This is a genomic window from Pseudomonas sp. LBUM1662, assembly GCF_059695915.1.
Genome location: NZ_CP166793.1, coordinates 2,433,644 through 2,460,289, shown reverse-complemented (window position 1 = coordinate 2,460,289; position 26,646 = coordinate 2,433,644). Strand labels below are relative to the sequence as shown.

Annotated in this window: 19 protein-coding genes; 8 read left to right on the top strand and 11 right to left on the bottom strand. The window is 60.2% G+C overall.

Going from position 1 to position 26,646, the window contains the following annotated elements; translation table 11 throughout:
- Positions 1–88: 88 nt before the first annotated feature.
- Together cysS and ACA049_RS11100 are read right to left on the bottom strand one after the other, a co-directional pair.
- The gene (gene cysS / locus ACA049_RS11105; protein ID WP_497294770.1) at positions 89–1,471 is read right to left on the bottom strand and encodes a cysteine--tRNA ligase; all 1,383 of its coding nucleotides are present in this window, start codon (positions 1,469–1,471) and stop codon (positions 89–91) included.
- Between the two features lie 17 nt (positions 1,472–1,488).
- Entirely contained in the window at positions 1,489–3,189 is a 1,701-nt protein-coding gene (locus tag ACA049_RS11100; RefSeq protein ID WP_497335364.1) for a glutamine--tRNA ligase/YqeY domain fusion protein, read from the bottom strand.
- A 277-nt stretch (positions 3,190–3,466) separates the two neighbouring features.
- On the opposite strand from ACA049_RS11100, the gene ACA049_RS11095 reads away from it, so the two are divergent.
- Both ACA049_RS11095 and lpxH read left to right on the top strand, forming a co-directional pair.
- Complete coding sequence (locus ACA049_RS11095) at positions 3,467–3,973, top strand: peptidylprolyl isomerase (protein WP_145309581.1); 507 nt, start codon at positions 3,467–3,469, stop codon at positions 3,971–3,973.
- Positions 3,970–4,722: a UDP-2,3-diacylglucosamine diphosphatase gene (lpxH, locus tag ACA049_RS11090; RefSeq protein WP_497335362.1), complete on the top strand. Its 753-nt coding sequence runs from the start codon at positions 3,970–3,972 to the stop codon at positions 4,720–4,722. The genes ACA049_RS11095 and lpxH overlap by 4 nt, the downstream gene beginning before the upstream one ends.
- A gap of 129 nt (positions 4,723–4,851) precedes the next feature.
- Here the strand turns inward: lpxH and ACA049_RS11085 are convergent, their stop codons facing one another.
- The 7 genes from ACA049_RS11085 to ACA049_RS11055 all read right to left on the bottom strand — a co-directional run bounded on the left by ACA049_RS11085 (position 4,852) and on the right by ACA049_RS11055 (position 16,062).
- The gene (locus ACA049_RS11085) at positions 4,852–6,381 is read right to left on the bottom strand and encodes a DHA2 family efflux MFS transporter permease subunit (protein ID WP_497294775.1); all 1,530 of its coding nucleotides are present in this window, start codon (positions 6,379–6,381) and stop codon (positions 4,852–4,854) included.
- A 155-nt stretch (positions 6,382–6,536) separates the two neighbouring features.
- On the bottom strand, positions 6,537–7,742 hold the full coding sequence (locus tag ACA049_RS11080; protein ID WP_497335360.1) for an HlyD family secretion protein: 1,206 nt from the start codon (positions 7,740–7,742) through the stop codon (positions 6,537–6,539).
- Between the two features lie 15 nt (positions 7,743–7,757).
- Positions 7,758–9,227 carry an efflux transporter outer membrane subunit gene (locus tag ACA049_RS11075; protein WP_497335358.1) on the bottom strand — a complete coding sequence of 490 codons (1,470 nt, stop codon included), beginning with the start codon at positions 9,225–9,227 and terminating at the stop codon, positions 7,758–7,760.
- Positions 9,224–9,697, bottom strand: a complete 474-nt coding sequence (locus ACA049_RS11070; RefSeq protein ID WP_219097066.1) for a MarR family winged helix-turn-helix transcriptional regulator — start codon at positions 9,695–9,697, stop codon at positions 9,224–9,226. Before ACA049_RS11070 ends, ACA049_RS11075 begins: the two co-directional genes overlap by 4 nt.
- A 256-nt stretch (positions 9,698–9,953) precedes the next feature.
- Positions 9,954–13,622 (bottom strand): translocation/assembly module TamB domain-containing protein, encoded by a 3,669-nt coding sequence (locus ACA049_RS11065; RefSeq protein WP_497335356.1) that lies wholly within the window; start codon positions 13,620–13,622, stop codon positions 9,954–9,956.
- Positions 13,619–15,346: an autotransporter assembly complex protein TamA gene (locus ACA049_RS11060; protein ID WP_497335354.1), complete on the bottom strand. Its 1,728-nt coding sequence runs from the start codon at positions 15,344–15,346 to the stop codon at positions 13,619–13,621. Before ACA049_RS11060 ends, ACA049_RS11065 begins: the two co-directional genes overlap by 4 nt.
- A 65-nt stretch (positions 15,347–15,411) precedes the next feature.
- Positions 15,412–16,062, bottom strand: coding sequence for a GNAT family N-acetyltransferase (locus ACA049_RS11055; RefSeq protein WP_497335352.1), 651 nt, complete (start codon positions 16,060–16,062; stop codon positions 15,412–15,414).
- Positions 16,063–16,393: 331 nt separating this feature from the next.
- Here ACA049_RS11055 and xthA point away from each other — a divergent pair, with 331 nt between their 5' ends.
- Together xthA and ACA049_RS11045 are read left to right on the top strand one after the other, a co-directional pair.
- On the top strand, positions 16,394–17,206 hold the full coding sequence (xthA, locus tag ACA049_RS11050) for an exodeoxyribonuclease III (protein ID WP_403107730.1): 813 nt from the start codon (positions 16,394–16,396) through the stop codon (positions 17,204–17,206).
- 206 nt (positions 17,207–17,412) lie between these two features.
- Positions 17,413–18,753: a substrate-binding domain-containing protein gene (locus tag ACA049_RS11045; protein WP_497335350.1), complete on the top strand. Its 1,341-nt coding sequence runs from the start codon at positions 17,413–17,415 to the stop codon at positions 18,751–18,753.
- A 114-nt stretch (positions 18,754–18,867) separates the two neighbouring features.
- Here the strand turns inward: ACA049_RS11045 and ACA049_RS11040 are convergent, their stop codons facing one another.
- On the bottom strand, positions 18,868–20,097 hold the full coding sequence (locus tag ACA049_RS11040; RefSeq protein ID WP_497335348.1) for an acyl-CoA dehydrogenase: 1,230 nt from the start codon (positions 20,095–20,097) through the stop codon (positions 18,868–18,870).
- 152 nt (positions 20,098–20,249) lie between these two features.
- Between ACA049_RS11040 and ACA049_RS11035 the strand changes: the two genes are divergently transcribed.
- The 3 genes from ACA049_RS11035 to ACA049_RS11025 all read left to right on the top strand — a co-directional run bounded on the left by ACA049_RS11035 (position 20,250) and on the right by ACA049_RS11025 (position 22,808).
- On the top strand, positions 20,250–21,179 hold the full coding sequence (locus tag ACA049_RS11035; RefSeq protein WP_008148497.1) for a LysR family transcriptional regulator: 930 nt from the start codon (positions 20,250–20,252) through the stop codon (positions 21,177–21,179).
- 180 nt (positions 21,180–21,359) lie between these two features.
- The gene (locus tag ACA049_RS11030; protein ID WP_497335346.1) at positions 21,360–21,761 is read left to right on the top strand and encodes a MerR family transcriptional regulator; all 402 of its coding nucleotides are present in this window, start codon (positions 21,360–21,362) and stop codon (positions 21,759–21,761) included.
- Positions 21,762–21,908: 147 nt separating this feature from the next.
- A complete protein-coding gene (locus ACA049_RS11025) occupies positions 21,909–22,808 on the top strand; it encodes a hydroxymethylglutaryl-CoA lyase (RefSeq protein ID WP_497335344.1) in 900 nt (299 codons plus the stop codon).
- 669 nt (positions 22,809–23,477) lie between these two features.
- Here ACA049_RS11025 and ACA049_RS11020 read toward each other — a convergent pair.
- The gene (locus ACA049_RS11020; RefSeq protein ID WP_497335342.1) at positions 23,478–25,175 is read right to left on the bottom strand and encodes an AMP-binding protein; all 1,698 of its coding nucleotides are present in this window, start codon (positions 25,173–25,175) and stop codon (positions 23,478–23,480) included.
- Positions 25,176–25,470: 295 nt separating this feature from the next.
- On the opposite strand from ACA049_RS11020, the gene ACA049_RS11015 reads away from it, so the two are divergent.
- Positions 25,471–26,634 (top strand): isovaleryl-CoA dehydrogenase, encoded by a 1,164-nt coding sequence (locus ACA049_RS11015; RefSeq protein WP_438658451.1) that lies wholly within the window; start codon positions 25,471–25,473, stop codon positions 26,632–26,634.
- Positions 26,635–26,646: the final 12 nt, after the last annotated feature.

The following is a 26,646-nucleotide window of genomic DNA, read 5'->3' as shown; positions in this document are numbered from 1 at the left end:
GGCAAGATCAAACACCCCATCAGCTCACCCACTCGCCCAAAAACAAAAACCCGCACAAGGCGGGTTTTGTTTGTAACGAACGCTGCAATCAGTCAGCCAAACGCCAGGTCGTGCCGCCCTTCCCGTCTTCCAGCACCACGCCCATCGCGGTCAACTGGTCGCGGATGCGGTCGGACTCAGCCCAGTCTTTACCCGCACGAGCCGCCAGACGCGCAGCAATCAGCGCATCAACCTCAGCGGCATCAACCCGCCCTTCGGCACCGGCCTGCAGGAAGTCATCGGCTTCGAGCTGCAACACACCCAGCACACTCGCCAATTCCTTCAAGCGCGCCGCCAGACCCGCCGCCGCATCAAGATCGCTCTCGCGCAGACGGTTGATCTCTCGCACCATCTCGAACAGCACCGCGCAGGCTTCCGGTGTGCCGAAGTCGTCGTTCATCACCTGGGTGAAACGCTCGACAAAGGCTTCGCCACCGGCCGGCGCCACGTTCGGCAGGCCTTTCAACGCGTGGTAGAAACGCTCGAGTGCGCCTTTGGCGTCCTTGAGGTTGTCTTCCGAATAGTTGATCGCGCTGCGGTAGTGGCTCGACACCAGCAGGTAACGCACGACTTCCGGGTGGTACTTTTCCAGCACATCGCGAATGGTGAAGAAGTTGTTCAAGGACTTGGACATCTTCTCGCCATTGATGCGAATCATGCCGCAATGCATCCACGCGTTGGCGTAGGTCTTGCCGGTGGCCGCTTCGCTCTGGGCGATTTCGTTTTCGTGGTGCGGGAACTCGAGGTCGCTGCCGCCGCCATGAATATCAAAGGTCTCGCCCAGGCAGCAGGTCGACATCACCGAGCATTCGATGTGCCAGCCCGGACGACCGTCGCCCCACGGCGAAGGCCAGCTCGGCTCGCCCGGCTTGGCGCCTTTCCACAGCACGAAGTCCAGCGGGTCCTGCTTGGACTCGTCGACTTCGATCCGCGCGCCGATGCGCAGGTCTTCGATCTTCTTGCGCGACAGCTTGCCGTAGCCCATGAACTTGGCGACGCGGTAGTACACGTCGCCATTGCCCGGGGCGTAGGCATAGCCCTTGTCGATCAGGGTCTGGATCATGCTCTGCATGCCAGCGATGTGATCGGTGGCCCGCGGTTCCATGTCCGGCTTGAGGATGTTGAGGCGTGCCTCGTCCTCGTGCATCGCGGTGATCATGCGCTCGGTCAGCACGTCGAACGGCTCGCCGTTCTCCTTCGCCCGATTGATGATCTTGTCTTCAATGTCGGTGATGTTGCGCACATACGTCAGGTTATAACCGCTGAACCGCAACCAGCGGGTCACCAGGTCAAACGCGACCATGCTGCGGCCGTGGCCAATGTGGCAGTAGTCATACACGGTCATCCCGCAGACATACATGCGCACATTATTGCCATCCAGCGGCTTGAAGACTTCTTTGCTCTTGGTGAGCGTGTTGTAGATCGAAAGCACTTTAGAGGTTCCTTGAATCACTGGCCCCACGAATCACGCAAGGTCACGGTACGGTTGAATACCGGAGCACCGGGTTTCGAGTCCTTGATATCCGCGACGAAGTAACCTTCGCGCTCGAACTGGAAACGGTCTTCCGGCTGTGCATTGCCCAGCGAAGGCTCGGCACGACAACCGGTGAGAACTTGCAGCGAGTCAGGGTTGATGTTGTCCAGGAAACTGGCGCTGTCTTCGGCCTTCTCAGGGTTGGCCGAACGGAACAGGCGATCGTACAGACGCACTTCACACTCGACGCTGGCTGCGGCCGGCACCCAGTGCACCACGCCTTTGACCTTGCGGCCTTCAGGGTTCTTGCCCAGTGTTTCCGGGTCATACGAGCAACGCAGCTCGACGATGTTGCCATCGGCGTCCTTGATCGCTTCGTCGGCACGGATCACGTAGCTGCCGCGCAGACGCACTTCGCCGTTCGGCTCAAGGCGCTTGTAGCCTTTTGGCGGCTCTTCCATGAAGTCATCGCGGTCGATGTAGATTTCACGCGCGAACGGCAGCTTGCGCACGCCCAGTTCTTCTTTCTGCGGATGACGCGGCAGTTCGAGGTTCTCGACCTGGTCTTGCGGGTAGTTGGTGATCACCACCTTCAACGGACGCAGCACGCACATGGCGCGTGGAGCGTTCTGGTCCAGATCCTGACGGATGCTGAACTCGAGCATGCCGAAGTCGACCACGCCGTCGGAACGGTTGGTGCCGACCATGTCGCAGAAGTTGCGGATCGACGCCGGGGTGTAGCCACGGCGGCGGAAGCCCGACAGCGTCGACATACGCGGGTCATCCCAGCCAAACACGTGCTTTTCATCGACCAGTTGCTTGAGCTTGCGCTTGCTGGTGATGGTGTAGTTCAGGTTCAGACGGCTGAACTCGTACTGGCGCGGGTTCGCCGGTACCGGCAGGTTCTCGAGGAACCACTCGTACAGCGGACGGTGGCTTTCGAACTCCAGGGTGCAGATCGAGTGGGTGATGCCTTCGATGGCGTCCGACTGACCGTGGGTGAAGTCATAGTTCGGGTAGATGCACCACTTGTCGCCAGTCTGGTGGTGATGCGCATGGCGGATGCGGTACATGATCGGGTCGCGCAGGTTCATGTTCGGCGAGGCCATGTCGATCTTGGCCCGCAGCACGCGTGCGCCGTCCGGGAATTCGCCGGCACGCATGCGGGCGAACCAGTCGAGGTTTTCTTCCACTGAGCGGTCACGGAACGGGCTGTTCTTGCCCGGCTCTGTGAGCGTGCCACGGTATTCCTTGGCCTGTTCCGGGCTCAGGTCATCGACGTAGGCCTTGCCGGCCTTGATCAGCTCGACGGCCCAGTCGTGCAACTGGTCGAAATACTGCGAGGCGTAGCGCACTTCACCGGACCATTCGAAGCCCAGCCATTTGACGTCGCTTTCGATCGCGTCGATGTATTCCTGGTCTTCCTTGGCCGGGTTGGTGTCGTCGAAACGCAGGTGGGTGACGCCGCCAAATTCCTGGGCCAGGCCGAAGTTCACGCAAATCGACTTGGCGTGACCGATGTGCAGGTAGCCGTTGGGCTCAGGCGGGAAACGGGTGACGATCTGCGTGTGCTTACCCGAGTCCAGGTCCGCCTGGATGATCGGGCGCAGGAAATTGACCGGCACGGCAGGGCCGGTCTTGGAATTCGAGGTAGGGTCGACAGTGGGCTTGCTCATAGGATCCTTGAACGTACAAGTGCGCGGCCAGTTGGCCAAATCAAAGCGGCTGTTAAAACAAAGGGGCTTATCATAGCCGATGCCGTCAAGTCGCTGACAGAGCAGGCCCGAAAACGGCTGCATTTAATCGGATGCAAATGAAAAACAGCCTCGAAATTCGCGCCCGGCACGCTAAACTGCGCACCTTGGCCGATATTGGCCGGACCGGTTGAGGGCTTCAACGCCCCGAAACCCACGAATTCATTGAAAACGCTTTACCTCATAAAGAGTAATGATCATGACCCAAGTCAAACTGACAACAAACCATGGCGACATCGTCCTGGAACTGAACGCTGAAAAGGCACCGCTGACCGTTGCCAACTTCATCGAGTACGTCAAAGCCGGTCACTACGAAAACACCGTTTTCCACCGCGTCATCGGTAACTTCATGATCCAGGGCGGCGGTTTCGAGCCAGGCATGAAAGAAAAGAAAGACAAGCGCCCAAGCATCCAGAACGAAGCCGACAACGGCCTACCGAACGACAAGTACACCGTCGCCATGGCCCGCACCATGGAGCCGCATTCGGCTTCCGCCCAGTTCTTCATCAACGTGGCTGACAACAGCTTCCTGAACCACAGCGCCAAGACCACTCAGGGCTGGGGCTACGCCGTGTTCGCCAAAGTCGTTGAAGGCACCGACGTTGTCGACAAGATCAAAGGTGTTTCCACCACCATGAAATCCGGCCACCAGGACGTACCAGCAGAAGACGTGATCATCGAGAAAGCCGAGATCATCGAAGCGTGATACTGCTGATTTCAGACTTGCATCTGGAAGAGGAGCGCCCGGACATTACCCGGGCGTTTCTGGATTTGCTCGCCGGACGCGCCCGCTTGGCGAGTGCGCTGTACATCTTGGGCGACTTTTTCGAGGCGTGGATTGGCGACGATGCCATGACGCCGTTCCAGCGTTCCATCTGCCAGGCCCTGCGCACCCTTAGCGACAGCGGCACGGCGATTTTTCTGATGCACGGCAATCGCGACTTCATGCTCGGCCAGGCCTTTTGCAAACAGGCCGGCTGCACGTTGTTGAAGGACCCGAGTGTCGTGCAGTTCAACGGCGAGCCGGTGCTATTAATGCACGGCGACAGCCTCTGCACCCGCGACGAGGCTTATATGAAGCTGCGTCGCTACCTGCGCAACCCGATTACCCTGTTCATCCTTAGGCACTTGCCGCTGCGCACGCGGCATAAGCTGGCGCGCAAGCTGCGCAGCGAAAGCCGGGCGCAGACGCGGATGAAGGCCAATGACATTGTCGATGTCACGCCGGAAGAAGTGCCGCGGATCATGCAGGAATATGGCGTAAAAACGTTGATCCATGGCCACACCCATCGTCCGGCCATTCACAAACTGCAGATTGGCGAACAAGCGGCCAAACGCATTGTGCTGGGGGATTGGGATCGTCAGGGCTGGGCGTTGCAGGTGGATGAGCAAGGGTTCGCGCTGGCCCCCTTCGACTTCACTCCTCCACCGCAGCTGGCAGCCCCAGCCAACTGACAGCCGCACGCAAGACCCCTTGTAGGAGCGAGGCTTGCCCGCGAAGGCTGCGTATCAATCAGTATCTCGGTCGACTGACACGCAGCCTTCGCGGGCAAGCCTCGCTCCTACAGGGGATCTGCGGCGAGTTCAGTGACCGCTGGCAGCAGGGCCTGCTTTAGCGGCAAACGGCGGTTTTGCCAGCCACACAATCACGATCAACCCCATGAACGCCCACCCCAGCAACGTGAAGTAATCCACGGTGGAGAGCATGTAGGCCTGACTGGTCAGCACATGATCCAGCTGCGCATACGCCGGGTTGCTCGGCCCGCCCAGCGCATTCAGTGCCTCGCGGGTCGCCGGTTCATAAGTGCTGATGCTTTCGCTCATATAGGCATGGTGCTGATCCGCCCGGCGGATCCAGATCCACGTGGTCAGCGATGCCGCAAAACTGCCGCCCAGGGTCCGCAGGAATGTCGCGAGGCCCGCGCCGTCGGCGATCTGGCTTGGTGGCAGGTCCGACATCAGGATGCTCAAGGTCGGCATGAAGAACAGCGCCACACCAATCCCCATGAACAGTTGCACCAGCGCGATGTGCTGGAAGTCCACTTCATTGGTGAACCCGGCGCGCATGAAGCAGCTCAGGCCAATCGCCAGGAACGCCAGCCCGGCCAGCAGCCGCAGGTCGAACTTGTGTGCGTACTTGCCGACAAACGGCGACATCAGCACCGGCAAAATCCCGATGGGCGCCACCGCCAGCCCCGCCCAGGTCGCCGTGTAACCCATCTGGGTTTGCAGCCATTGCGGCAGGATCAGGTTGATGCCGAAGAACCCGGCGTAACCCAACACCAGCACGATGGTGCCGATGCGGAAGTTGCGATACGCAAACAGCCGCAGGTTGACCACCGGGTGTTTGTCGGTCATTTCCCAGATCACGAACACCGCCAGCGCGATTACTGAAATTGCCGCGCCGATGAGGATGAAGTTCGACTCGAACCAATCCAGATCATTGCCCTTGTCGAGGATCACCTGCAACGCGCCGACACCAATGATCAGCGTGATCAAACCCACGTAGTCCATCGGTTGACGGCTGGTTTCCACCGGACGCGCCTTGAGCTGCTGGCGCACCACCATCACCGCGAAGATGCCGATCGGCACGTTGATGAAGAAGATCCACGGCCAGCTGTAACTGTCGGTGATCCAGCCGCCAAGGATCGGGCCGGCAATCGGCGCGACCACCGTGACCATCGCCAGCAACGCCAGGGCCATGCCGCGCCTGGCCGGCGGATACACCGCGATCAGTAGCGTCTGGGTCATCGGGTACAACGGACCGGCGACCAGGCCTTGCAGCACCCGGAAGCCAATCAGCTCAGGCATCGAGGTCGAGATACCGCAAAGAAACGAGGCGATCACGAACAGGATGGTTGCCCAGAGAAACAACTTCACCTCACCGAAACGGCGGCTGAGCCAGCCGGTCAGGGGCAGCGCGATGGCGTTGCTCACCGCAAACGAAGTGATGACCCAGGTGCCCTGCTCCGAACTCACGCCCAGGTTGCCGGAAATCGTCGGCAGCGCCACGTTGGCGATGGTGGTGTCGAGCACTTGCATGAAGGTCGCCAGCGACAGGCCGATGGTGCTGAGCAGCAGGCTGGGCGGCGTGAAAGACGCGTTATTGCTCATCGCAAATCCTTTGGAACGTGGCTGGCGCGACGCTTTTCAACTGGCGCCGCGGACCTTGTGGGAGCGGGCTTGCTCGCGATGGCGGTGGATCAATCAAAAAAAATGTTGAATGTAAATCCGCCTTCGCGAGCAAGCCCGCTCCCACAGGGGTGGTGTCAGCGCTGCACGGTTTTGCTGACCGCAGCGCTGTTGTCGTGGATCAACTGCGTGATCATCGCGTCGGCTTCGGCCAATTGACGGTCGTAGACGTTGGTGCTGAACGACGCCTTTTGCGGCGGCTGTTGCGCCAGCACCGGGCCGCTCTGGTCACGCAGGTTCACATCGACCTGAGTCGACAGGCCCACCCGCAACGGGTGCTTGGCCAGTTCTTCGGCGTTGATGTGAATCCGCACGGGCACCCGCTGCACGATCTTGATCCAGTTACCGGTGGCGTTCTGCGCCGGCAGCAGGGCAAACGCGCTGCCAGTACCGGCGCCGAGGCTGTCGATGGTGCCGCTGAATTTCACGTCGCTGCCGTAGAGATCGGCTTCGATATCGACCGGTTGACCAATGCGCATGTCGCGCAGCTGGGTTTCCTTGAAGTTGGCGTCGATCCACAGCTGATCCAGCGGAATCACCGCCATCAGCGCCGTCCCCGGCTGGACGCGCTGGCCCAGTTGCACGGAGCGCTTGGCCACGTAACCGGTGACCGGCGCGATCAAGGTGCTGCGGGAGTTGTTCAAGTAGGCCTGACGCAATTGCGCAGCAGCGGCCATCACGTCCGGATGCGACGAAACCACGGTGTCATCCACCAAGGCGCTGGTGGTTTTCAGTTGCTGTTTGGCGTTGGCCAAAGCGTTTTGCGCCGAGGTCAGGTCATCGCGAGCGTGGGACAGCTCTTCCTGAGAGATCGCGCCGCCAGCGGCGAGGTTCTTCCGGCGATTGAAGTTGTCCTGGGCCTTCTGCACTTCAGCTTGCTGGGCGTTGACCTGGGCTTTCATGCCGTCGACATTGCTGTACAAGCCGCGCACCTGACGCACGGTGCGGGCCAGGTTGGCCTGGGCACTTTGCAGACCGACCTGGGCGTCGTTCGGGTCGAAGTTGATCAGCACCTGGCCTTCATGGACCAGGTCGCCATCATCGGCGCCAATGCTGACCACGGTGCCGGTGACCAGCGGGGTGATTTCCACCACGTTGCCGTTCACATAGGCGTCGTCAGTGCTTTCGTTCCAGCGCCCGTAGAACTCGTGATAACCCCAGACGCCGACACCGGCGAGGATCACCACGATCGCGAGTACGACCAGCATGACTTTGCGTTTGCGCGGGTTGCTGGTGTCTGGAGCGTTGTCAGGGGTTTGTGTTGTCGTTTCGGCAGTGGCCATGACAAATACCTTGAATTAGTTGTGCTGCGTGGCTGGGAGTGCGTTGGCTGCGGTCAGGGTTTCGCCCTGGAAGCCGCCGCCCAGCGCCTGCATCAGTTGGATCGACAGGTCAATCTGCTCGGCATTCAGGTTGGCCAACTGACGCTGGGCCTGGAGCAATTGCTGCTCGATGCTGAGCACGTCCAGGTAGTTACCGATGCCGGAACCGTACCGCTGGACCACGGTGTTGTAAGAATCCTGGGCAATGTCGGTGGCGTGTTGCTGCGCCCCGATCTGCCGCCCGATATCGCGCAACTGGTTGATGGTGTCGCTGACATCACCCAGGGCTTTCACCAGGCTTTTGTTGTACTGCGCCACCGCGAGGTCATAGTCGGCGTCGCGTGAATCGAGGTCAGCGCGCAAGCGGCCGCCGTCGAAAATCGGCACGGAGATGGTCGGCGCAACGTTGAAGAAACGGCTTGCCGAACCAAACATCGCATCCCCCAGCAACGACTCGGCACCGGCTGCGGCGCTCAGGTTGAGGTTGGGGTAGAACTGGGTTTTGCCGGCGGCGATGTTCTTGCTCGCAGCCTCGACCCGCCAGCGTGCGGCCACCAGGTCTGGACGACGACCGAGCAACTCGGCGGGCAATACCGATGGTAATGCGACAGCGCTGGCTTGCAGGATCTTCGGCCGGGCGATTTCGTTGCCGCGATCCGGGCCTTTGCCGAGCAGCACGGCCAAAGCGATTTTCGCGCTTTGCAGGCGTTTTTCGGCGTCGATCAGGCTCGCTTCGGAGCTGGCTTCCAGGCTTTCGGTTTGCTGGAACTGGTATTGGCTGTCGATCCCCGAGCTCAGCCGGCGCTGGCTCAGTTCAAGCATTTGCTTGGTGCGTTTGAGGTCTTCGTTGGCCAGGTCGTAGACAATGTGCGCCTGGCCCAGATCGCTGTAAGCGCGGGCGACGTCGGCGGACAACGTCAGTTGCGCAGCCTGCTGATCGACTTCGGCCGCACGGGCCTCGCCCAACGCAGCTTCCCAGGCATCCCGCTGACCGCCCCAGAGGTCGAAGTTGTAATTGAAACTGGCACCGATGTTACGCACGGTGGAATACGTATCGCCCTGCCCGCTCGGGTCTTGATCGCGGGCCAGACGCGAACGGCTGACACCGGCGCTGGCATCGAGGGTCGGCATGCGTGCGGCATCGGCGGCATACGCCGCGGCGCTGGCCTGATGGGCGCGAGCGTCGGCAATTTGCATGTCGGGGCTGTCGTGCAGGGCTTCGCGGATCAGGCCGTCGAGTTGCGGGTCGCCGAGGCTTTTCCACCAGTCGCTTTTCGGCCAGGCCGCAGGCGACAAAGTCACGCCGCTGAGGGATTGCCCGGCCTTGAGGTTTTTCGCTTCGAGGCTGACGCCTTCGGTGTTCAGGCCGCTGTAACTGGCGCAACCGGCCAGGGTCATAGCCGCCAGCACCAGGCTCAGGCCGGCACGCAGGGTTTTACTGCTCATTGGTCACCTACCCGCAGCAAGGTGATCGAATCACCGGCCGCTACCAGCATTTTCTTGAGGATCTGTTCCAGGGTTTTCAGTTCTTCCGGGGTAATCGCGCCGGCCAGTTCATTCATGGCGTCGGCGCCGATTTCCGGCAGGCGGTCAGTCAATTGTTGGCCTTGCTCGGTGAGCACCAGTTGCACCTGACGGCGATCGGCTTCGGAACGTTGGCGGGCGAGAAAACCTTTCTGTTCCAGACGGTCGAGCATGCGGGTCATCGAACCGCTGTCCAGCGACAGGTGCCGGCACAGCTCGGCCGGGGTATCGACACCGAACTGGGCCATGATGATCAGCACTTTGAACTGCGCGGCGGTGATGCCGTGAGGTTCCATGTGCGTGTCGATGATCCGGTCCTTGAGCAGCGCAGCGCGCCCGAGCAGGAGGCCGAGATGGCAAGTGTGGAATGCGTCTGGGGTGAAATGTTTCATCTGACCACCAATTAGCTGCCTAGGCAGAGAATGTATGACGAGATGTTACTGCCTAGGCAGCGAATGTCAACGTAATAGTTAGGTTGCTTGCTATTTGGCTGATAAATGGCGCGGGAATGTTGTTTCGGATCGGTGACCGCAGCGCGGCCTTCGCGAGCAAGCCCGCTCCCACATTGGATTTGTGTACGCCGCAGATCAAATGTGGGAGCGGGCTTGCTCGCGAAGGGAGCGACTCGGTTTCGGAGGGGAACGCGGGTTAGAAATCCCGCTTGTAGAAGATGTCGAGCGAACTGGCCACACCGCCCGCGGCTTCGAGGTAGACCTTTTTGCTCAGTTTGTAGCGTAAGGCAATGGTGTTGGCCGGTTCAAACACGCCAACGCCATAGCGCAGGCTGAGCTTCTCGGAGATATTACCGCTGGCCACGACGCTGGTGGTGTTGCCGCTGCCCTGGGTGTCGAGCTGGAAGTCCTGAATCCCCAGATCGTTGGCCAGTTTGCCGGTCACCCCCGAACTGCCCATCAAACCCAACCCCAGCGCCGCCTGGGCCAGCATGTTGTTGTCTTCGCCGTTGGTGCTCAGCGGACGCCCCAGCACCAGATAGGACAAGGCCTGCTCCTGGCTCATGGCCGGCTCGGAGAAGATCTGCGTGGTCGGCTGTTCGGCGCTGCCGCTGAGGCGAATGCCAGCAATCACATCGTCGGTCTGGCGAATGGCTTCAATATCCAGATATGGCTGATCGATAGGCCCAGCGAAAAGCAGCCGTGCACGGCGCACCGTCAACCGCTGGCCGTACGCTCGATATCGTCCATCGTTGAGCCATAGCTCACCGCGGGTGTCCATGTTGTCGCCGATGTGCACGTGCCCTTGCAGATTGGCGGTCAGGCCAAACCCGGCAAAGCTGAGTTTGTCCTCACCCACCACCACGTCGATGTCCATCTTCATGGCCAGCGGCGGTTTGCCCTCTTCGGTCTGCTGGCCGACGATCACCGTGTCATCGGAGACCTTGACCGTCGATGGCGGCAACTCGCGCACGGTGATCTCGCCCTTGGGCACCCGCACTTTGCCGGTGATCGCCAGTTTGTCGTCCTTCATCGAAATCTTCAGGTCCGGCGCTACTTCCAGCTTGGCGTACGGTTCGACGGTGACGGGCAATTGCGAGCCCTTGAGCGTCAGGTCCACCACCAGCGCCTGGCCCCAGGCGATGTTGCCGTTGAGACTGCCCTGCCCGCTCTTGCCGCTTTTCCAGCCGCCGTTCAACTGCACCGTTTCGCCGGCGATCTGCGCCTGAAGCTGCAAGCCCTGCAATTCCATCGGCAATTCAGGCCCGGACACTTCGCCATCGCTGAGCAGCAGATTACCGTTCACCTGCGGGGCCAGCAGATCGCCGGAGAGCGTGCCACTGCCGTTCAAACGCCCGGTGAGCTTCTCGACCATCGGCACAAACGGCCGCGCCACCGACAGATCCAGCCCACTGAGACGGAACGACCCCGTGAGCGGTTTGTTTTTCGGCAGCGGATTGATTTGCGCCTGCACCATCAGTTCGCCGAGCTTGCCGCCGACGAAGTTGAGGTCGGTGTCGATGCGTTTGGGCGTGAGTTTGCTGGTGAGTTTCAGGGTCTGGTACGGGAAGTCCAGCCACTGATCCTTTTCCTTCATGCGCAACGTGCCGCCGCTGGCATCGACGCTGATCTGGCCGTTCGGGCCGCTGGCCGGCAGGTCCAGTTGCAGGTCGGCGCTGAGTTTGCCCTTCCAGGCGAAATCCTTCGGCAACCATTGCGCGAGGCTTTCAATCGGGAATTGCTTGAGGTGGTAACGCAGCTTCGGCTCGGGCATCAGGCGCTGGTCTTCTCCACACAAACTGGCTGCGCCGGACATCCAGCAATGAGCGCCGAAGTTGATCTTGCCGTCCGCCAGCCGTTCAAGTTTCGCCGGGCCTCGCAGCTTCCAGTCCTGACCACCGGCCTGGATATCACCGCTGGCCAGACGCCCGCGCCAGTTGCCCTTGTCCAGCGCACCGTCGAGGCCGAGGGCCAGTTTCAGCTTCGGCCCTTGCAGATCGAGGGCGAGTTTCTGGTTCTTGATATCGCCCTGGCCGCTGGCCGTCAGCGTGCCTAGCGAAGTGTCACCGGCCTGAATACCGCTGCCCTTGAGGTCGATTTTCGCCCGTTGCGCGCCGTCGAGGGTCGCGTCGAGGTTCAGGCTTTGCAGGCGATTGTCTTCGAAGGCCAGTTGCGTGCCTTGCAACCCAAGCTTGCCTTGCGGCGCTTTAAGCGTGCCGGCGACATCGAGACGACCATTGAGCTGACCGCGCAGTTGCGGCCACAGTTGCGCCAAGCGCGGCAGCTTGATGTCGATCTGGCCGGCAAGCTTCTGTTGCAGGCTGCCCTTGCCGTTGATGCTGTTGTCACCGAGGCGGATTTGCAGCGCGTTGAGGTTCCATTGCTCACCGGCGCCATCGGCCTTGGCCTGGATGACGGCGGGTTGGCCGCGCAGCTTGCCTTTCAGATCGAGGTCGGCGGTCAGGCTGAGTTTTTCGTTTTTCAGCTCGCCTTTGCTACGCAGCGGTCCGGCCAGCGTGCCCGGCAACTCCGCGACCCAATACGCCGGGTTGATGGCCGACAGATCCAGCGCGGTGTCCCAGGCAATGCCGTCGGCAAATTGCAGGTTCAGATGCCCTTCGGCCTTGCCCTGCCCGGCTTCGAGCTGGATTTGTTGCAGGTAGATTTTCGTCAGGTCGCCGCTGAAGGGGCTTTCGAGGCTGAACGCACCTGCCGGGCCATCGAGGGCCGATTTGAAGTGACCGATGTATTTTCCGTCGGTGTAGGAAACTTCACCGTTGAAGCTGCGCAAAGCGACTTCCGGCTCATCGATCAGCGGATAGAGACGGTGCCACGGGAAGTCCAGCCAGTCGATCTTCGCGTCGGCACTCAGGCCTTTGCTCCAGTCGAGGTTGCCGGTGAGCTTGAGGGTTTGCTTGTCGTTGGCGGTCAGGTCGAGGGCGGCGATCTGCGCGCCATTGGCGTCGACCTTGCCTTGCAGCAGCAAGGCGACCGGGCCTTTTTCTGCGGGCAGCGTGGCTTTGCCGAGCAACTGGTAACCGTTTTTCAGGTCGCCGTCCCCCGTAAGTTCCACTTGATTGAGTTGCAAGGTGTCTGGCAGGTCGGCGCTGGGCTTGAAGCCGTCGGCGGTGATCCGCACTTTCGCCGGAAGGTTGTCGACCAGCGGTTGCAGCTCGCCCGTCAATTGGCCGTTCAAATAACCGCGGCTGTCGGCTTTCAGGTTCAGGGTTTTCAGCAGGTCGCCGTCCACCTTTAACGCCAGGCTCCAAGGCTCGGGCGCCGGAAGGGTCAACGTGCCTTCGGCCTTGAGCGGCCAGTTGCCGCTGGGTTGCAGCAGGCCGGAGAGGTTCAGATTGAGCTCGTCACGCTGCAACTTCACCGAGTCAATCTGCATGCCCTGCGCCGTCCAGTGCGCCGCCAGTTGCAGGCCTTTGAGTTCTTCGCTGCCGTTGAACAGCAGACTGCCGACCTGGATATCGCCCAGTTCGAGGGCCAACGGTAACTTCAGATCCGGTAGCTCGATATCGCCGCTGCTGTCTTCATCGGCGCCCGGAGGAAATTGCAAGCTGACCTGATCGGTTTTCAACTGCTCGATACACAAGGTCATGCGGGTCAGGCACAGCGGCGACCAGGCGAAAATCACCTTGTTCAGCTCAACCCGGCTGCTGTCCTGCTGCCACAGCAGGTGATCGGCACTCCACTGCCCACCCAGGCGCCCCTGGAAATTCTCCACGGTCAAACCCGGCACAAAGCCGAGCGCCCAACGGCTGCCTGCCGCCGTGCCCAGCACCGTGGTCACGGCCAGGACGACCAGGATCAGCAGCGCCAGAATCGCCAGCAGCGTTATCTTCAAACCACGCTTCACAGCTCAGGCCCCATGGAAAAGTGCAGTCGAATGCCGCCGTCGTCGTCCATCGCGTGGGCCAGGTCGAGGCGAATCGGCCCCACCGGGGAAACCCAGCGCACGCCGATGCCCACGCCGGTCTTGAGGTTCGGCAGTTCGAGTGTGTTAAAGGAGTTGCCCTGGTCAACGAAGGTCGCGACCCGCCATTTTTCGGCGACGGAGTATTGATACTCGACGCTACCGGCGATCATGTAGCGACCACCGATGCGGTCACCGTCGGAGTTTTCCGGAGACAGGCTTTGATAGTCGTAGCCGCGCACGCTCTGATCGCCACCGGCGAAGAAGCGCAACGACGGCGGTACGGACTTGTAGCCGTTGGTGGCGCTGCCGCCGACCTGCACCCGACCGAGGAAGCGGTGTTTATCGAAGACCGTAGTCAGGCCTTTGACCAGTGCTGTGCCGTAGACCAGGTTGGTGTCCGAACCCAAACCTTCCTTGGCCACTTTGGTTTCGAATTCCAGGCGATAGCCATTGTGCGGGTCGATGCGGTTGTCGCTTTTCAGGTAGGAATAACTGACGCCAGGCATCAACAAAGTGCTGAGCCCCGAGTCGTCGCCGAGCCGGTATTCCTCGCGCTGCCACTTGAGCGAGACCACGCGCTGCCAGCCGCTGGGCAACTTGCTGTGCCACTCGGGACCGAGGGTCAGGAGTTTGCTCAGGGAATCCTTGTCGGCAATTTCTTCGTTTTGATAACCGCCCGCGAAGCGCAATTTGTCGGTCAGCGGCGGGTCCAGGGGAATGTCGTAGAACACCCCGACGTTCTGCCGGGGCGCCGAAACTTCGGTCTCCCAGCCATAGCTGTGCCCCTGCGGGTTGACCCAGTGCCGGGTCCAGTTGGCCTTGATCCGGGGGCCAACGTCGGTGGAATAGCCAAGCCCCAGGCCCATGGTCCGTGGTTTACGGGTTTCGAGTTTGACGTCGACCGGAATCACATCGTTCTTCGACGCCGTTGGCGCCGCATCCACGCGCACGCTTTCGAAATAGCCGCTCGATTGCATCGCCTGATTGAGCTCGGCGATCAGTTCGGAGTCGTAGGGTGCGCCTTCCTTGAACGGCACCATGCGCCGCAACAGGTCTTCGTCGAACGGCGTGTCGCCCTCGAAACTGACCTTGCCCAGGGCATAACGCGGGCCGCTGTCATAGACGAGGTCGATGTCGGCGACACCGGCGCGCGGGTCCACCGACAACGTCTGATGAGTGAAGTGGCCGCTGAAGAAGCCATAGCGCGAGGCCTGGTTCTGGATCAGTTTCTTGGCGTCTTCATACCTTCCATGGTTAAGCACCGCGCCGGTTGTCAGCGCAGCGCTTTTGGGGACACGAAAGGTTTTGAGGGAAGCCGCCGGACCGTCGACGCGAATCGTGACATTGCGCAAATGCACCGGCTCGCCTGGATCAATGTTGAGGATCAGGCGCGGCGTCTTGCCGCCCTTCACGTCGCTGTCGATCTGCGGCTGGTAATACCCCAAGGCCTGGGCGGCCTTGCGCGCCTGTTCCTCGGCGCCACGACTGAAGCGCAGCAAGGCTTCTTCGTCACGATCGCCGAGGCTGCCGATATAGCCCTCTATATTGGCTTTCAGTTCATCGTTGGACGGTTTGATCCGCACATCCAATTCACTTTGCGCCAGTGCCGCGCAGCTGGTGATCAGCATCAGCACGCCACTGGTAATTCTTCCTGGAAACTTCATAGGCGCGGATGCTATCACGAGCGTGGGAGCGTGATAGAGCCTGGCGTGGCGTGAAAGTTCTACCTTTATGCCGTTGCTGTTTGTAACACCTGGGGATTGGCGTGGAAAAATACGTGTTCGCGGATCGGTCCTACGGCGACCTCGCCGATTTCCTCGTAGCCCTGACGCTTATAGAACTCCAGATAACGAGGATTTCCGGTATCAAGCATCACGCCTTGGGAGGTTTCATCCACGGCGCACCAGTTATGCACCGCTTGCAGCAGTTGCTCGCCGAAGTGCTTGCCCTGGAACTGCGGATGAATCCCCAGCAACGGCAGGACGTGCACCGAGTCGGACGGCACGCAAGCGGCAACGGCGGCGTGGTAATCGAGGTAGCGGCGGGTGCAACGGAAACCGGTGCTGAGCACCATGCGCAAGCGCCAGGCCCAGCTTTCAGTGATGCCCAGTCGACGTTGCGGCGGAGCGATCAGAGCGATGCCGATCAGGCGGTCGTTGACCAGCAGGCCAATGGCCGGCAGATCCTGGAGAAAGTGCTGTTTAACCAGCTCACGCACCGTCGCCCGCACGCGATGCTCGTAGCCGGGGCGTTCAGCCTCAAACAAATAGCCGAAGGTCGGTTCGTGCCGGTAAGCGTGGTAAAGCAGGGAGCGCGCTTCGTGGGCGTAGCCGCTGTCGAGCATGTGGATATCGGCAATGGCGGTCGAGGTTTCGGGCATAACGGTAGATCTCCCCGGGGCGCGGCTCAAAATGGCAGCGCTCTTATTGGTACGAGCCTTTGGGTGGTAATACAGTTCCCCCACAGGTATAGACCAAGGCGGGATCTTCATCGAATGGACGGGCCTCTTCGCGGGCAAGCCTCGCTCCTACAGGGTTCTCGAGCGAACACACAATTTGTATACGCCGCAGAACCTGTGGGAGCGTGGCTTGCCCGCGAAGAGGCCGGCAAAGACAACGCACATCTGACAGAACAAGGTAACTCCCCTGTCTCAACACTGGCCCGATTCCTACAGGTCAGCTAGCATCGCCCTTTTGCCAGGACTGCCGACCATGAAGATCGTCTCCTTCAACATCAACGGGCTGCGCGCTCGCCCGCATCAGCTGGCGGCGCTGATCGAAAAGCACCAGCCGGACGTGATCGGGCTGCAGGAAACCAAGGTCCACGATGACCAGTTCCCGCTGGCCGAGGTTCAGGCGCTGGGTTATCACGTGTATTTCCACGGGCAGAAAGGCCATTACGGCGTTGCCCTGCTCTCCCGTAAAGAGCCGATTGCGCTGCATAAAGGCTTCGCCACTGATGAAGAAGACGCCCAGCGCCGCTTCATCTGGGGCACGTTCGCCGACGCCAATGGCGTGCCGGTGACCATCATGAACGGCTATTTCCCACAGGGCGAAAGCCGCGATCACCCGACCAAGTTCCCGGCCAAGGAGCGTTTCTACGGCGACCTGCAGCAGTTGCTGGAAAGCCAGTTCAGCAATGAACAGCCGGTGGTGGTGATGGGCGACGTGAACATTTCCCCGGAAGACTGCGACATCGGCATCGGCCCGGACAACATGAAGCGTTGGCTGAAAACCGGTAAATGCAGCTTCCTGCCAGAAGAACGCGAGTGGATGGCCCGCCTGAAGAACTGGGGCCTGGTGGACAGTTTCCGCCACTTGAACCCGGACGTGGCGGACCGCTTCAGCTGGTTCGACTACCGCAGCCGTGGCTTTGAAGACGAACCCAAGCGCGGGCTGCGGATCGACCTGATCATGGCATCCCATGGGTTGTTGCCGCGGGTGAAGGATGCAGGCGTGGATTACGAACTGCGCGGTATGGAAAAACCGTCGGATCATGCGCCGATCTGGCTTGAGTTGAGCTGATTCCCCAGGCATTACACAGATCAAACTGTGGGAGCGGACTTGCTCGCGAAGGCGTGGTGTCAGTCGACATTAAAGTTGGATGACACACCGCTTTCGCGAGCAAGTCGGATCGCCGCACCGCCGCTCCCACATTGATAACTGTCATCTTTTAGAAACCTTACTGACTTATTCTCCCGGCACTTCCTTTGGTCAAACAAGGTGCCGGCATGACGCTGCGCATATCGTTCCTGTTGATGCTGTGCGCCTGTTTGCCATTGACGGCTTCGGCTGGCGATTTGCCGACACCCGAAAACGGTCCGGTCCTGCGCATCCAGGGTTCCAACACCATCGGCGCCGCACTGGGCCCGGCGTTGGTCGAAGGCCTGATGCGCGAGCAGGGCCTGCTCAAGGTCCACAGTGAAGTCCCGGACACCGCCAACGAACAACGCATCGTCGGCGAAACCGTCCAGGGACGTCGGGTAGTGGTGGAAGTCGCCGCCCATGGTTCCAGCACCGGTTTCAGCGCCCTGAAAACCGCCTCCGCCGACCTCGCCGCCTCCTCGCGCCCGATCAAGGACGGCGAACGCTCAGACTTGAAAACCCTGGGCGACTTTAAAAGCCCCGCCGCCGAGCAAGTTATCGCCATCGATGGTCTGGCGATCATCCTTCATCCGCAAAATCCGCTGAACCAACTCACCACCGAACAACTGGCGCGAATGTTCAGCGGTGAGGCAAAGACCTGGGAAGAACTCGGTGGCAGTGGTGGGACAATTCATCTGTATGCGCGAGATGATCAGTCGGGCACGTACGACACCTTCAAGGAATTGGTCCTCAGTCGTCGTGGGAAAACGCTGAATAGCGCCGCGAAACGCTTCGAATCCAGCGAGCAATTGTCCGACGCCGTCAGCCAAGACCCGCAAGGCATCGGCTTTATCGGTTTGCCTTACGTGCGCCAGGCCAAAGCCGTGGCGATTGCCGATGGCCAGTCCCAGGCCATGTTGCCGCTCAACAGCCTGATTGCCACGGAAGACTATCCGCTGTCCCGGCGACTGTTCTTTTACCTGCCGCCGAACGGGAAAAATCCTTGGGCACACGCGTTGTTGGCGTTCGCGCAAAGCAGTAAAGGCCAGGCGATTGTCGCGGACAACGGTTTTGTCGCGCAGACCGTGCAGGCCATGACCGTCACGCCGAACGCCTTGATGCCCGAGGGTTATCAGGCGCTAAGCCGCCATGCCCAGCGGTTGTCGGTGAATTTCCGTTTCGAGGAAGGCAGCGCGACACTGGACAACAAGGCCCGACAGGACCTGTCGCGGGTACTCGACTATATAAAGCAGCGCGACAAAACCAATCGGCAGGTAACGCTGGTGGGGTTTGGTGATGCCAAGAGCGATCCGGCGCGTGCCGACCTGTTGTCGAAGCTGCGGGCGATGGCGGTGCGGCGGGAATTGGTGAAAAGCGGCGTGGTGTTTCGCGAGATTCGCGGCTTTGGCGCCGAGATGCCGGTGGCGGCGAATAGCGCGGATGAGGGGCGGATCAAGAACCGGCGGGTTGAGGTTTGGGTGTATTAAACCTGATATTGCTGTGTTGAGAGGACCGACGCCTTCGCGGGCAAGCCTCGCTCCTACAGAGAATGGCGATCCCTGTAGGAGCGAAGCTTGCCCGCGAAGAACGATAACGCGGTCTTACTGCCCGCTACGCATCATCTCTTTCGGCACGTACTTGCCGATCTCGAACTTGCCGATCGCCGCGCGGTGCACTTCGTCCGGGCCGTCGGCCAGGCGCAGGGTGCGTTGCATCGCATACATGTAGGCCAGCGGAAAATCGTTGGACACCCCTGCCCCGCCATGGATCTGGATGGCCCGGTCGATCACCCGCAAGGCCACGTTCGGCGCGACGACCTTGATCTGCGCGATCTCGCTCTTCGCTACCTTGTTACCGACGGTGTCCATCATGTACGCCGCTTTCAACGTCAGCAGGCGGGCCATGTCGATTTCCATCCGCGAGTCGGCAATCTTGTCGATATTGCCGCCCAGGCGCGCCAGCGGTTTACCGAACGCGGTGCGGCTCACCGCTCGTTTGCACATCAACTCCAGCGCACGTTCGGCCATACCGATTGAACGCATGCAGTGGTGGATCCGGCCCGGGCCAAGGCGACCTTGAGCGATTTCGAAGCCGCGTCCTTCGCCCAGCAGGACGTTTTCGTATGGCACGCGGACGTTTTCAAACAGCACTTCGGCGTGGCCGTGAGGTGCGTCGTCGTAGCCGAACACTGGCAGCGGACGAACGATCTTCACACCCGGGGCATCCACCGGCACCAGAATCATCGAGTGCTGGGCATGACGCGGCGCGTCAGGATTGCTCAAGCCCATGAAGATCAGGATCTTGCAGCGCGGGTCGCAGGCGCCTGAGGTCCACCATTTCTTGCCGTTGATTACCCACTCGTCGCCATCACGCACAGCGCGGGCGGCCATGTTGGTGGCATCGGACGAAGCGACGTCCGGTTCAGTCATGGCGAATGCCGAGCGGATCTCGCCACGCAGCAGCGGTTCGAGCCAGCGCTGTTTCTGTTCTTCGTTGGCGTAACGCACCAGCACTTCCATGTTGCCGGTGTCCGGCGCGGAGCAGTTGAAGGGCTCAGGGCCGAGCAGCGAGCGGCCCATGATTTCCGCCAATGGCGCGTATTCGAGGTTGGTCAGGCCAGCACCGAGTTCGGATTCAGGCAGAAACAAATTCCACAGCCCTTCGGCCTTGGCCTTGAGTTTGAGCTCTTCCATGATCGCGGTCGGCTGCCAGCGATCGCCTTCGGCGACCTGGCGCTCGAACACCGCTTCGGCGGGGTAAACGTAGGTGTCCATGAACGCGGTCACGCGCTCACGCAGTTCCTGAACCTTGGGCGAATAAGCGAAATCCATGAGCAATTACCTTCTTGGGCAGAGGTTGTTTAGGTCATGTATCGATGCTAGAACAGCGTTGATAATTTACCTAGCCTATTCTCGGCGTGTATTAACATTCATCACCGATATATGATCGGGTGATTGAGAACCAACAATAAGAGTGCAGCGCAATGAATCTGAGCAAGGTCGACCTCAACCTTTTCATCGTCTTCGACGCGATCTACACCGAAGCCAACCTGACCCGCGCCGGGCAGATTGTCGGCATCACTCAGCCTGCGGTCTCGAACGCTCTGGCCCGCCTGCGCGAGACCTTCAACGACCCGCTGTTCGTGCGCACGGCGCAGGGCATGGTGCCGACGCCGATGGCGCAAAACATCATCGGCCCGGTGCGCAACGCCCTCTCCCTGCTGCGGGTGTCGGTGCAGGAAAGCCGGATTTTCAACCCGCTGCAAGCGGTCAAGACGTATCGCATCAGCATGACCGACCTGACCGAAGCGGTGATTCTGCCGCCGCTGTTCCAGCGCCTGCGCCGCCTCGCGCCAACGGTCATCATCGAAAGTTTTCTGTCCAAGCGCCGCGAGACCACCAAGGAGCTGGCGGCCGGGCGTCTGGATTTCGCGGTCGATGCGCCGCTCAACACCGATCCACAAGTGCGTCACGTCAAGTTGATGGAAGACCGTTACGTGTGTGCGATGCGCAAGGGTCATCCGCTGGCGGGCAAAGAGAAATTCACCCTCGATGATTATCTGTCGTTGACCCACATCCATATCTCCAGCCGCCGCAGTGGCCTGGGGCATGTAGACCTGGCCCTGGGGAAAATGGGCATCCAGCGCAAGATCGCCCTGCGCTCGCAGCATTACCTGATGGCGTCCCAGGTGTTGCAGCAGACCGACATGGTCATGACCGTGCCGGAGCGCTTTGCCCGTCGCCATGATCTGTACTCGGTGAACTTGCCGGTCAACGATGTGCCACCGGTTGAAACTCACCTGTACTGGCACGAAAGCACCGATCAGGACCCGGCCAACCGCTGGATGCGCGAGCAGATGATCGAGTTGTGCCAGCAGGTGACGGCGCATGAGAAGAAGCTCGACAAGGTGTAGGACGCTGCACCGCGTCATCGTTCTTCGCGGGCAAGCCTCGCTCCTACAAGTTCAGTGGCGATACTGTAGGAGCGAGGCTTGCCCGCGAAGAGGCCCGCAAGAACACTGAAACCTCAGACCGCTTGACGTAAACGTCAACCTGCCATTAGCTTAGCGCCATGACCTTCTTCGAGCGCTTCCATGAGCAGCCAGACCTATAGCATTTCCGACCTCGCCCGCGAGCTCGACATCACCACGCGGGCCATTCGCTTTTATGAAGAGCAAGGCTTGCTCAGCCCTGAGCGTCGCGGCCAGGAACGCGTGTATACACCCCGTGACAAGGTCAGCCTGAAGCTGATCCTGCGGGGCAAGCGCATTGGCTTTTCCCTGGCCGAATGCCGCGAGCTGATCGAACTGTACGACCCCACCGGTGGCAACCAGAAACAGCTGCAAACCATGCTGAACAAGATCGCCGAGCGTCGCGAACAGCTGGAGCAGCAAATGCTCGACATCGAGCAGATGAAGCTGGAACTGGACACGGCGCAGGAGCGCTGCACCCAGGCGCTGGAGCAGACGATCAAGAGCCAGCAACCCGTTCAATAAACACCCCGGATACCTGTAGGAGCGAAGCTTGCTCGCGAAAGCGTCAGATCAGTCGACGCCAATGTTGAATGACATACCGCGTTCGCGAGCAAGCTTCGCTCCTACAGGGTTCGTGATCATTCAGACAATTACAGCAGGTCGATTCCCATGTCCCTACCCACCCACGTACGCCTGGTCGAAGTCGGTCCCCGCGACGGTCTGCAAAACGAAGCCCAACCCATCAGCGTTGCCGACAAGGTGCAACTGGTCGATGCGCTGACCGCTGCGGGCCTCGGCTATATAGAAGTCGGCAGTTTCGTTTCGCCCAAGTGGGTGCCGCAAATGGCCGGTTCCGCCGAAGTCTTCGCGCAGATCCAGCGCAAACCGGGCGTGACCTATGGCGCCCTCGCCCCCAACCTGCGCGGATTTGAGGATGCAATCGCGGCCGGGGTCAAGGAAGTCGCAGTGTTCGCTGCGGCGTCTGAAGCGTTTTCCCAGCGCAACATCAATTGCTCGATCAGCGAAAGTCTGGAGCGCTTCGTACCGATCATGGACGCGGCCAAACAACACGGCGTCAGCGTGCGCGGCTACGTGTCCTGTGTGCTGGGCTGCCCTTACGAAGGTAACGTCGCCCCGGAACAAGTCGCCCGAGTCGCCCGCGAGCTCTACGCGATGGGCTGCTACGAAGTCTCCCTCGGCGACACGATCGGCACCGGCACCGCCGGCGCGACCCGCACGATGTTCGATGTGGTCTCGGCTGTTGTGCCGCGTGAAAAACTCGCCGGGCACTTCCACGACACCTATGGCCAGGCTATGGCCAACATCTACGCCAGCCTGCTGGAAGGTATCGCGGTGTTCGACAGCTCCATCGCCGGCCTCGGCGGCTGCCCGTACGCCAAGGGCGCCAGCGGCAACGTGGCCACCGAAGACGTGGTTTACCTGCTCAACGGCCTCGGTATTGAGACCGGCATCGATCTGGACGCTCTGATTCTGGCCGGTCAGCAGATTTGCTCCGTGCTGGGGCGACCAACCGGTTCGCGCGTGGCCAAGGCTCGCAGTGCACAGTGAGGCTTGGGGTGTTACCGCTGCGTCTGAAATGGGGGCGTAAGCGAGTAACACGGAAACAAATTGTCTGGTTTCGTCCGAAGGAAAAATCCGACAAAACATTAACTCATTGATTTATAACTGTTTTTTAAAGTTGGCACGGCTCCTGCTATCTCTACTGCATAACAAGAACAAAAAAAGCGGCAAACCTAATAAAAATAAGACGTAACGACTCTGACATAACAAAAACAACACGGCAGAGACGCAGCTAACAGATTTTTTTGGAGAGGATGTGCTTTTCAGGGTGCTTTTCGAAGTAACCCGCAACCGGGCAGAGAATAATAAAACTACCTTCAGGTAGCTCCCGAACTGGTTGGATCGCTTGGCGAAAAAGTAGATCAGCGCTCAAAAAAATACGTTTGCTCTTGATCCCGGATGGGGATCGACAAAAACAGCGGTAAAGGGTCACGGTCACTAAAAACAACAACAGACCGCCCCTCAATAATAAAAAAAGAGCACGCGCAACGAAAAATTAAAGGGGAGCTTCGGCTCCCCTTTGTGCTTTCTGCGATTTGTATATTCCCCAATCCAAATGTGGGAGCGGGCTTGCTCGCGAAGGCGGAGTGTCAGTCAACATTGTCGTCGGCTGATACACCGCTTTCGCGAGCAAGCCCGCTCCCACAGGGGAATGTGTCAGGCTTTGTTGATGTGCAACTCCTCGATGCTGATCTCGCGCATCCGGAATTTCTGGATCTTGCCGGTCACGGTCATCGGAAACTCTTCCACAAACTTGAAGTAACGCGGCGTCTTGAAGTGCGCGATGCGCTCTTTGCACCAGGCTTGCAGCTCCTGTTCGGTAGCCGTGTGGCCCGGATGGAATTTGATCCAGGCGACAATCTCTTCGCCATAGCGCGAGCACGGAATCCCGATTACCTGCACGTCCGCCACCGCTGGATGGGTAAAGAAGAACTCTTCCAGCTCACGCGGGTAAATGTTCTCGCCGCCGCGAATGATCATGTCCTTGTTGCGCCCGGCAATGCACACGTAGCCCTCGTCGTTCATGCTCGCCAGGTCGCCGGTGTGCATCCAGCCGGCCTGATCGATGGCTTCGGCGGTGCCTTGCGGGTTGTTCCAGTAACCGAGCATCACGCTGTAACCGCGAGTGCACAGTTCGCCAATGGTGCCGCGCGGCACCAGGTTGCCCGCTTCGTCGATGATTTTGCTTTCCAGTTGCGGCTGGGTCCGGCCGACGGTGGTGACGCGCAATTCCAGCTCGTCTGACGGACCGGTCTGCAAAGACACGGGACTTGTTTCCGTCATGCCGTAGGCAATCTGCACTTCGCTCATGTGCATCTCGCTGATGACCCGGCGCATGACCTCGATCGGACACGTCGCCCCGGCCATGATCCCGGTGCGCAGGCTCGACAGGTCGAATTCGGCGCGCTTGGGCTGATCGAGCATGGCGATGAACATGGTCGGCACGCCGTAGAGTGCGGTGGCCTTTTCTTCGGCAACCGTGGTCAGGGTCAACAGCGGATCGAACGCATCGTTGGGGTAAATCATGGTGCTGCCGTGGGTGATGCAGCCGAGGTTGCCCATGACCATGCCGAAGCAGTGATACAGCGGCACCGGGATCACCAGGCGATCATTGGCGGTCAGCCCGAGGCTTTCGCCGACCATGTAACCGTTGTTGAGAATGTTGTAGTGACTGAGGGTCGCGCCTTTCGGGAAACCGGTGGTGCCGGAGGTGTACTGGATGTTCACCGCCTGATCGAAATGCAGGCTGTCCTGGCGTTCGCGCAACTGTTCGGCGGACACGCTGGCGGCGAGATCGCCCAGTTGTGACCACGGCAGGAAACCCGACGGTGGTTGCGCATCCAGACTGATAACGCCCCGTAGCTCTGGCAGGCGTTCGCTTTGCAGCTTTCCGATGGATTGCTCTGCCAGCTCAGGCACCAGGCCTTGCAGCATGCCGTGATAGTCGGAGGTCTTGAAAGCACCGGCGCAAACCAGCCATTGGCAGCCGGATTGCTTCAACACGTATTCGAGTTCGGAGCTGCGATACGCCGGGTTGATGTTGACCAGGATCACACCGATTTTCGCGCTGGCGAACTGGCTGATGCACCACTGTGCACAGTTCGGCGCCCAGATGCCGAGGCGGTCGCCAGCCTGCAAGCCCAACGCCAACAGGGCTCTGGCGTGCAGATCGACGGCGTCGGCCAGTTGCTGCCAGGTGTAGCGCAACTGCTGATGGCGCACGACCAGCGCTTCCCCGTCCGGATACTGCGCGACGGTCTGATCGAACTTCTCGCCGATGGTCATCGCCAGCAAGGCTTTGTCCTGGGAACCACGGGTATAGCTGCGCTGCGGGCTTGCACTGGGTTGATCCATGACGACCCCTATTGTCTTTATTTATGGGCTACCGACGGATACCTGTAGGAGCGATGCTTGCTCGCGAAGAGGCCTCTACATTCAACATTTATGTCGACTGATCTGACGCTTTCGCGAGCAAGCATCGCTCCTGCAAGTTTGGTCCGCCTTCTATCTTGAACTGGCCCTACTGTCGCTCAAGTTGACGTTAACGTAAAGGGTGATTGACAGCCATTCGTCACAGGCTTACGTTAACGTAAAGGTGAGAGCCGAATCACTGCTCTCCCCGCCCAACAAAAATGCCAAAAGGTGACCCATGAGCTACCCATCCCTGAACTTTGCCCTCGGTGAAACCATCGACATGCTGCGCGATCAGGTTCAGTCCTTCGTCGCCAAAGAGATCGCCCCGCGCGCCGCTCAGATCGACATCGACAACCTGTTCCCGGCCGACCTGTGGCGCAAATTCGGCGACATGGGCCTGCTCGGCGTTACCGTGCCGGAAGAATACGGCGGTGCTGGCCTGGGCTATCTGGCGCACGTGGTGATCATGGAAGAAATCAGCCGCGGCTCGGCCTCGGTCGCCCTGTCCTACGGCGCGCACTCCAACCTCTGCGTCAACCAGATCAACCGCAACGGCAATCACGAACAGAAAACCAAATACCTGCCCAAGCTGATCAGCGGCGAACACATCGGCGCCCTGGCCATGAGCGAGCCGAATGCCGGTTCCGACGTGGTGTCGATGAAGTTGCGTGCCGATAAACGCGGCGACCACTACGTGCTCAACGGCAGCAAGACCTGGATCACCAACGGTCCGGACGCCAACACCTACGTGATCTACGCCAAGACCGACCTTGAAAAAGGCCCCCACGGCATCACCGCGTTCATCGTCGAACGTGACTGGAAAGGCTTCAGCCGCAGCAACAAATTCGACAAGCTCGGCATGCGCGGCTCCAACACCTGCGAGCTGTTTTTCGATGACGTCGAAGTGCCGGAAGAAAACATCCTCGGCATCCTCAACGGCGGCGTGAAAGTGCTGATGAGCGGCCTCGACTACGAACGCGTTGTGCTGTCCGGCGGCCCGACCGGGATCATGCAGGCCTGCATGGACCTGATCGTTCCCTACATCCACGACCGCAAGCAGTTCGGCCAAAGCATCGGCGAATTCCAGCTGATCCAAGGCAAGGTCGCTGACATGTACACCCAACTCAACGCCAGCCGCGCCTACCTGTATGCGGTGGCCCAGGCTTGCGAACGTGGCGAAACCACCCGCAAGGACGCCGCCGGCGTGATCCTCTACAGCGCCGAACGCGCCACGCAAATGGCCCTCGACGCGATCCAGATTCTCGGTGGCAACGGCTACATCAACGAATTCCCGGCGGGCCGTCTGCTGCGTGACGCCAAGCTGTACGAAATCGGCGCCGGCACCAGTGAGATCCGTCGCATGCTGATCGGTCGCGAACTGTTCAACGAAACTCGCTAAACGGAGCTGTCC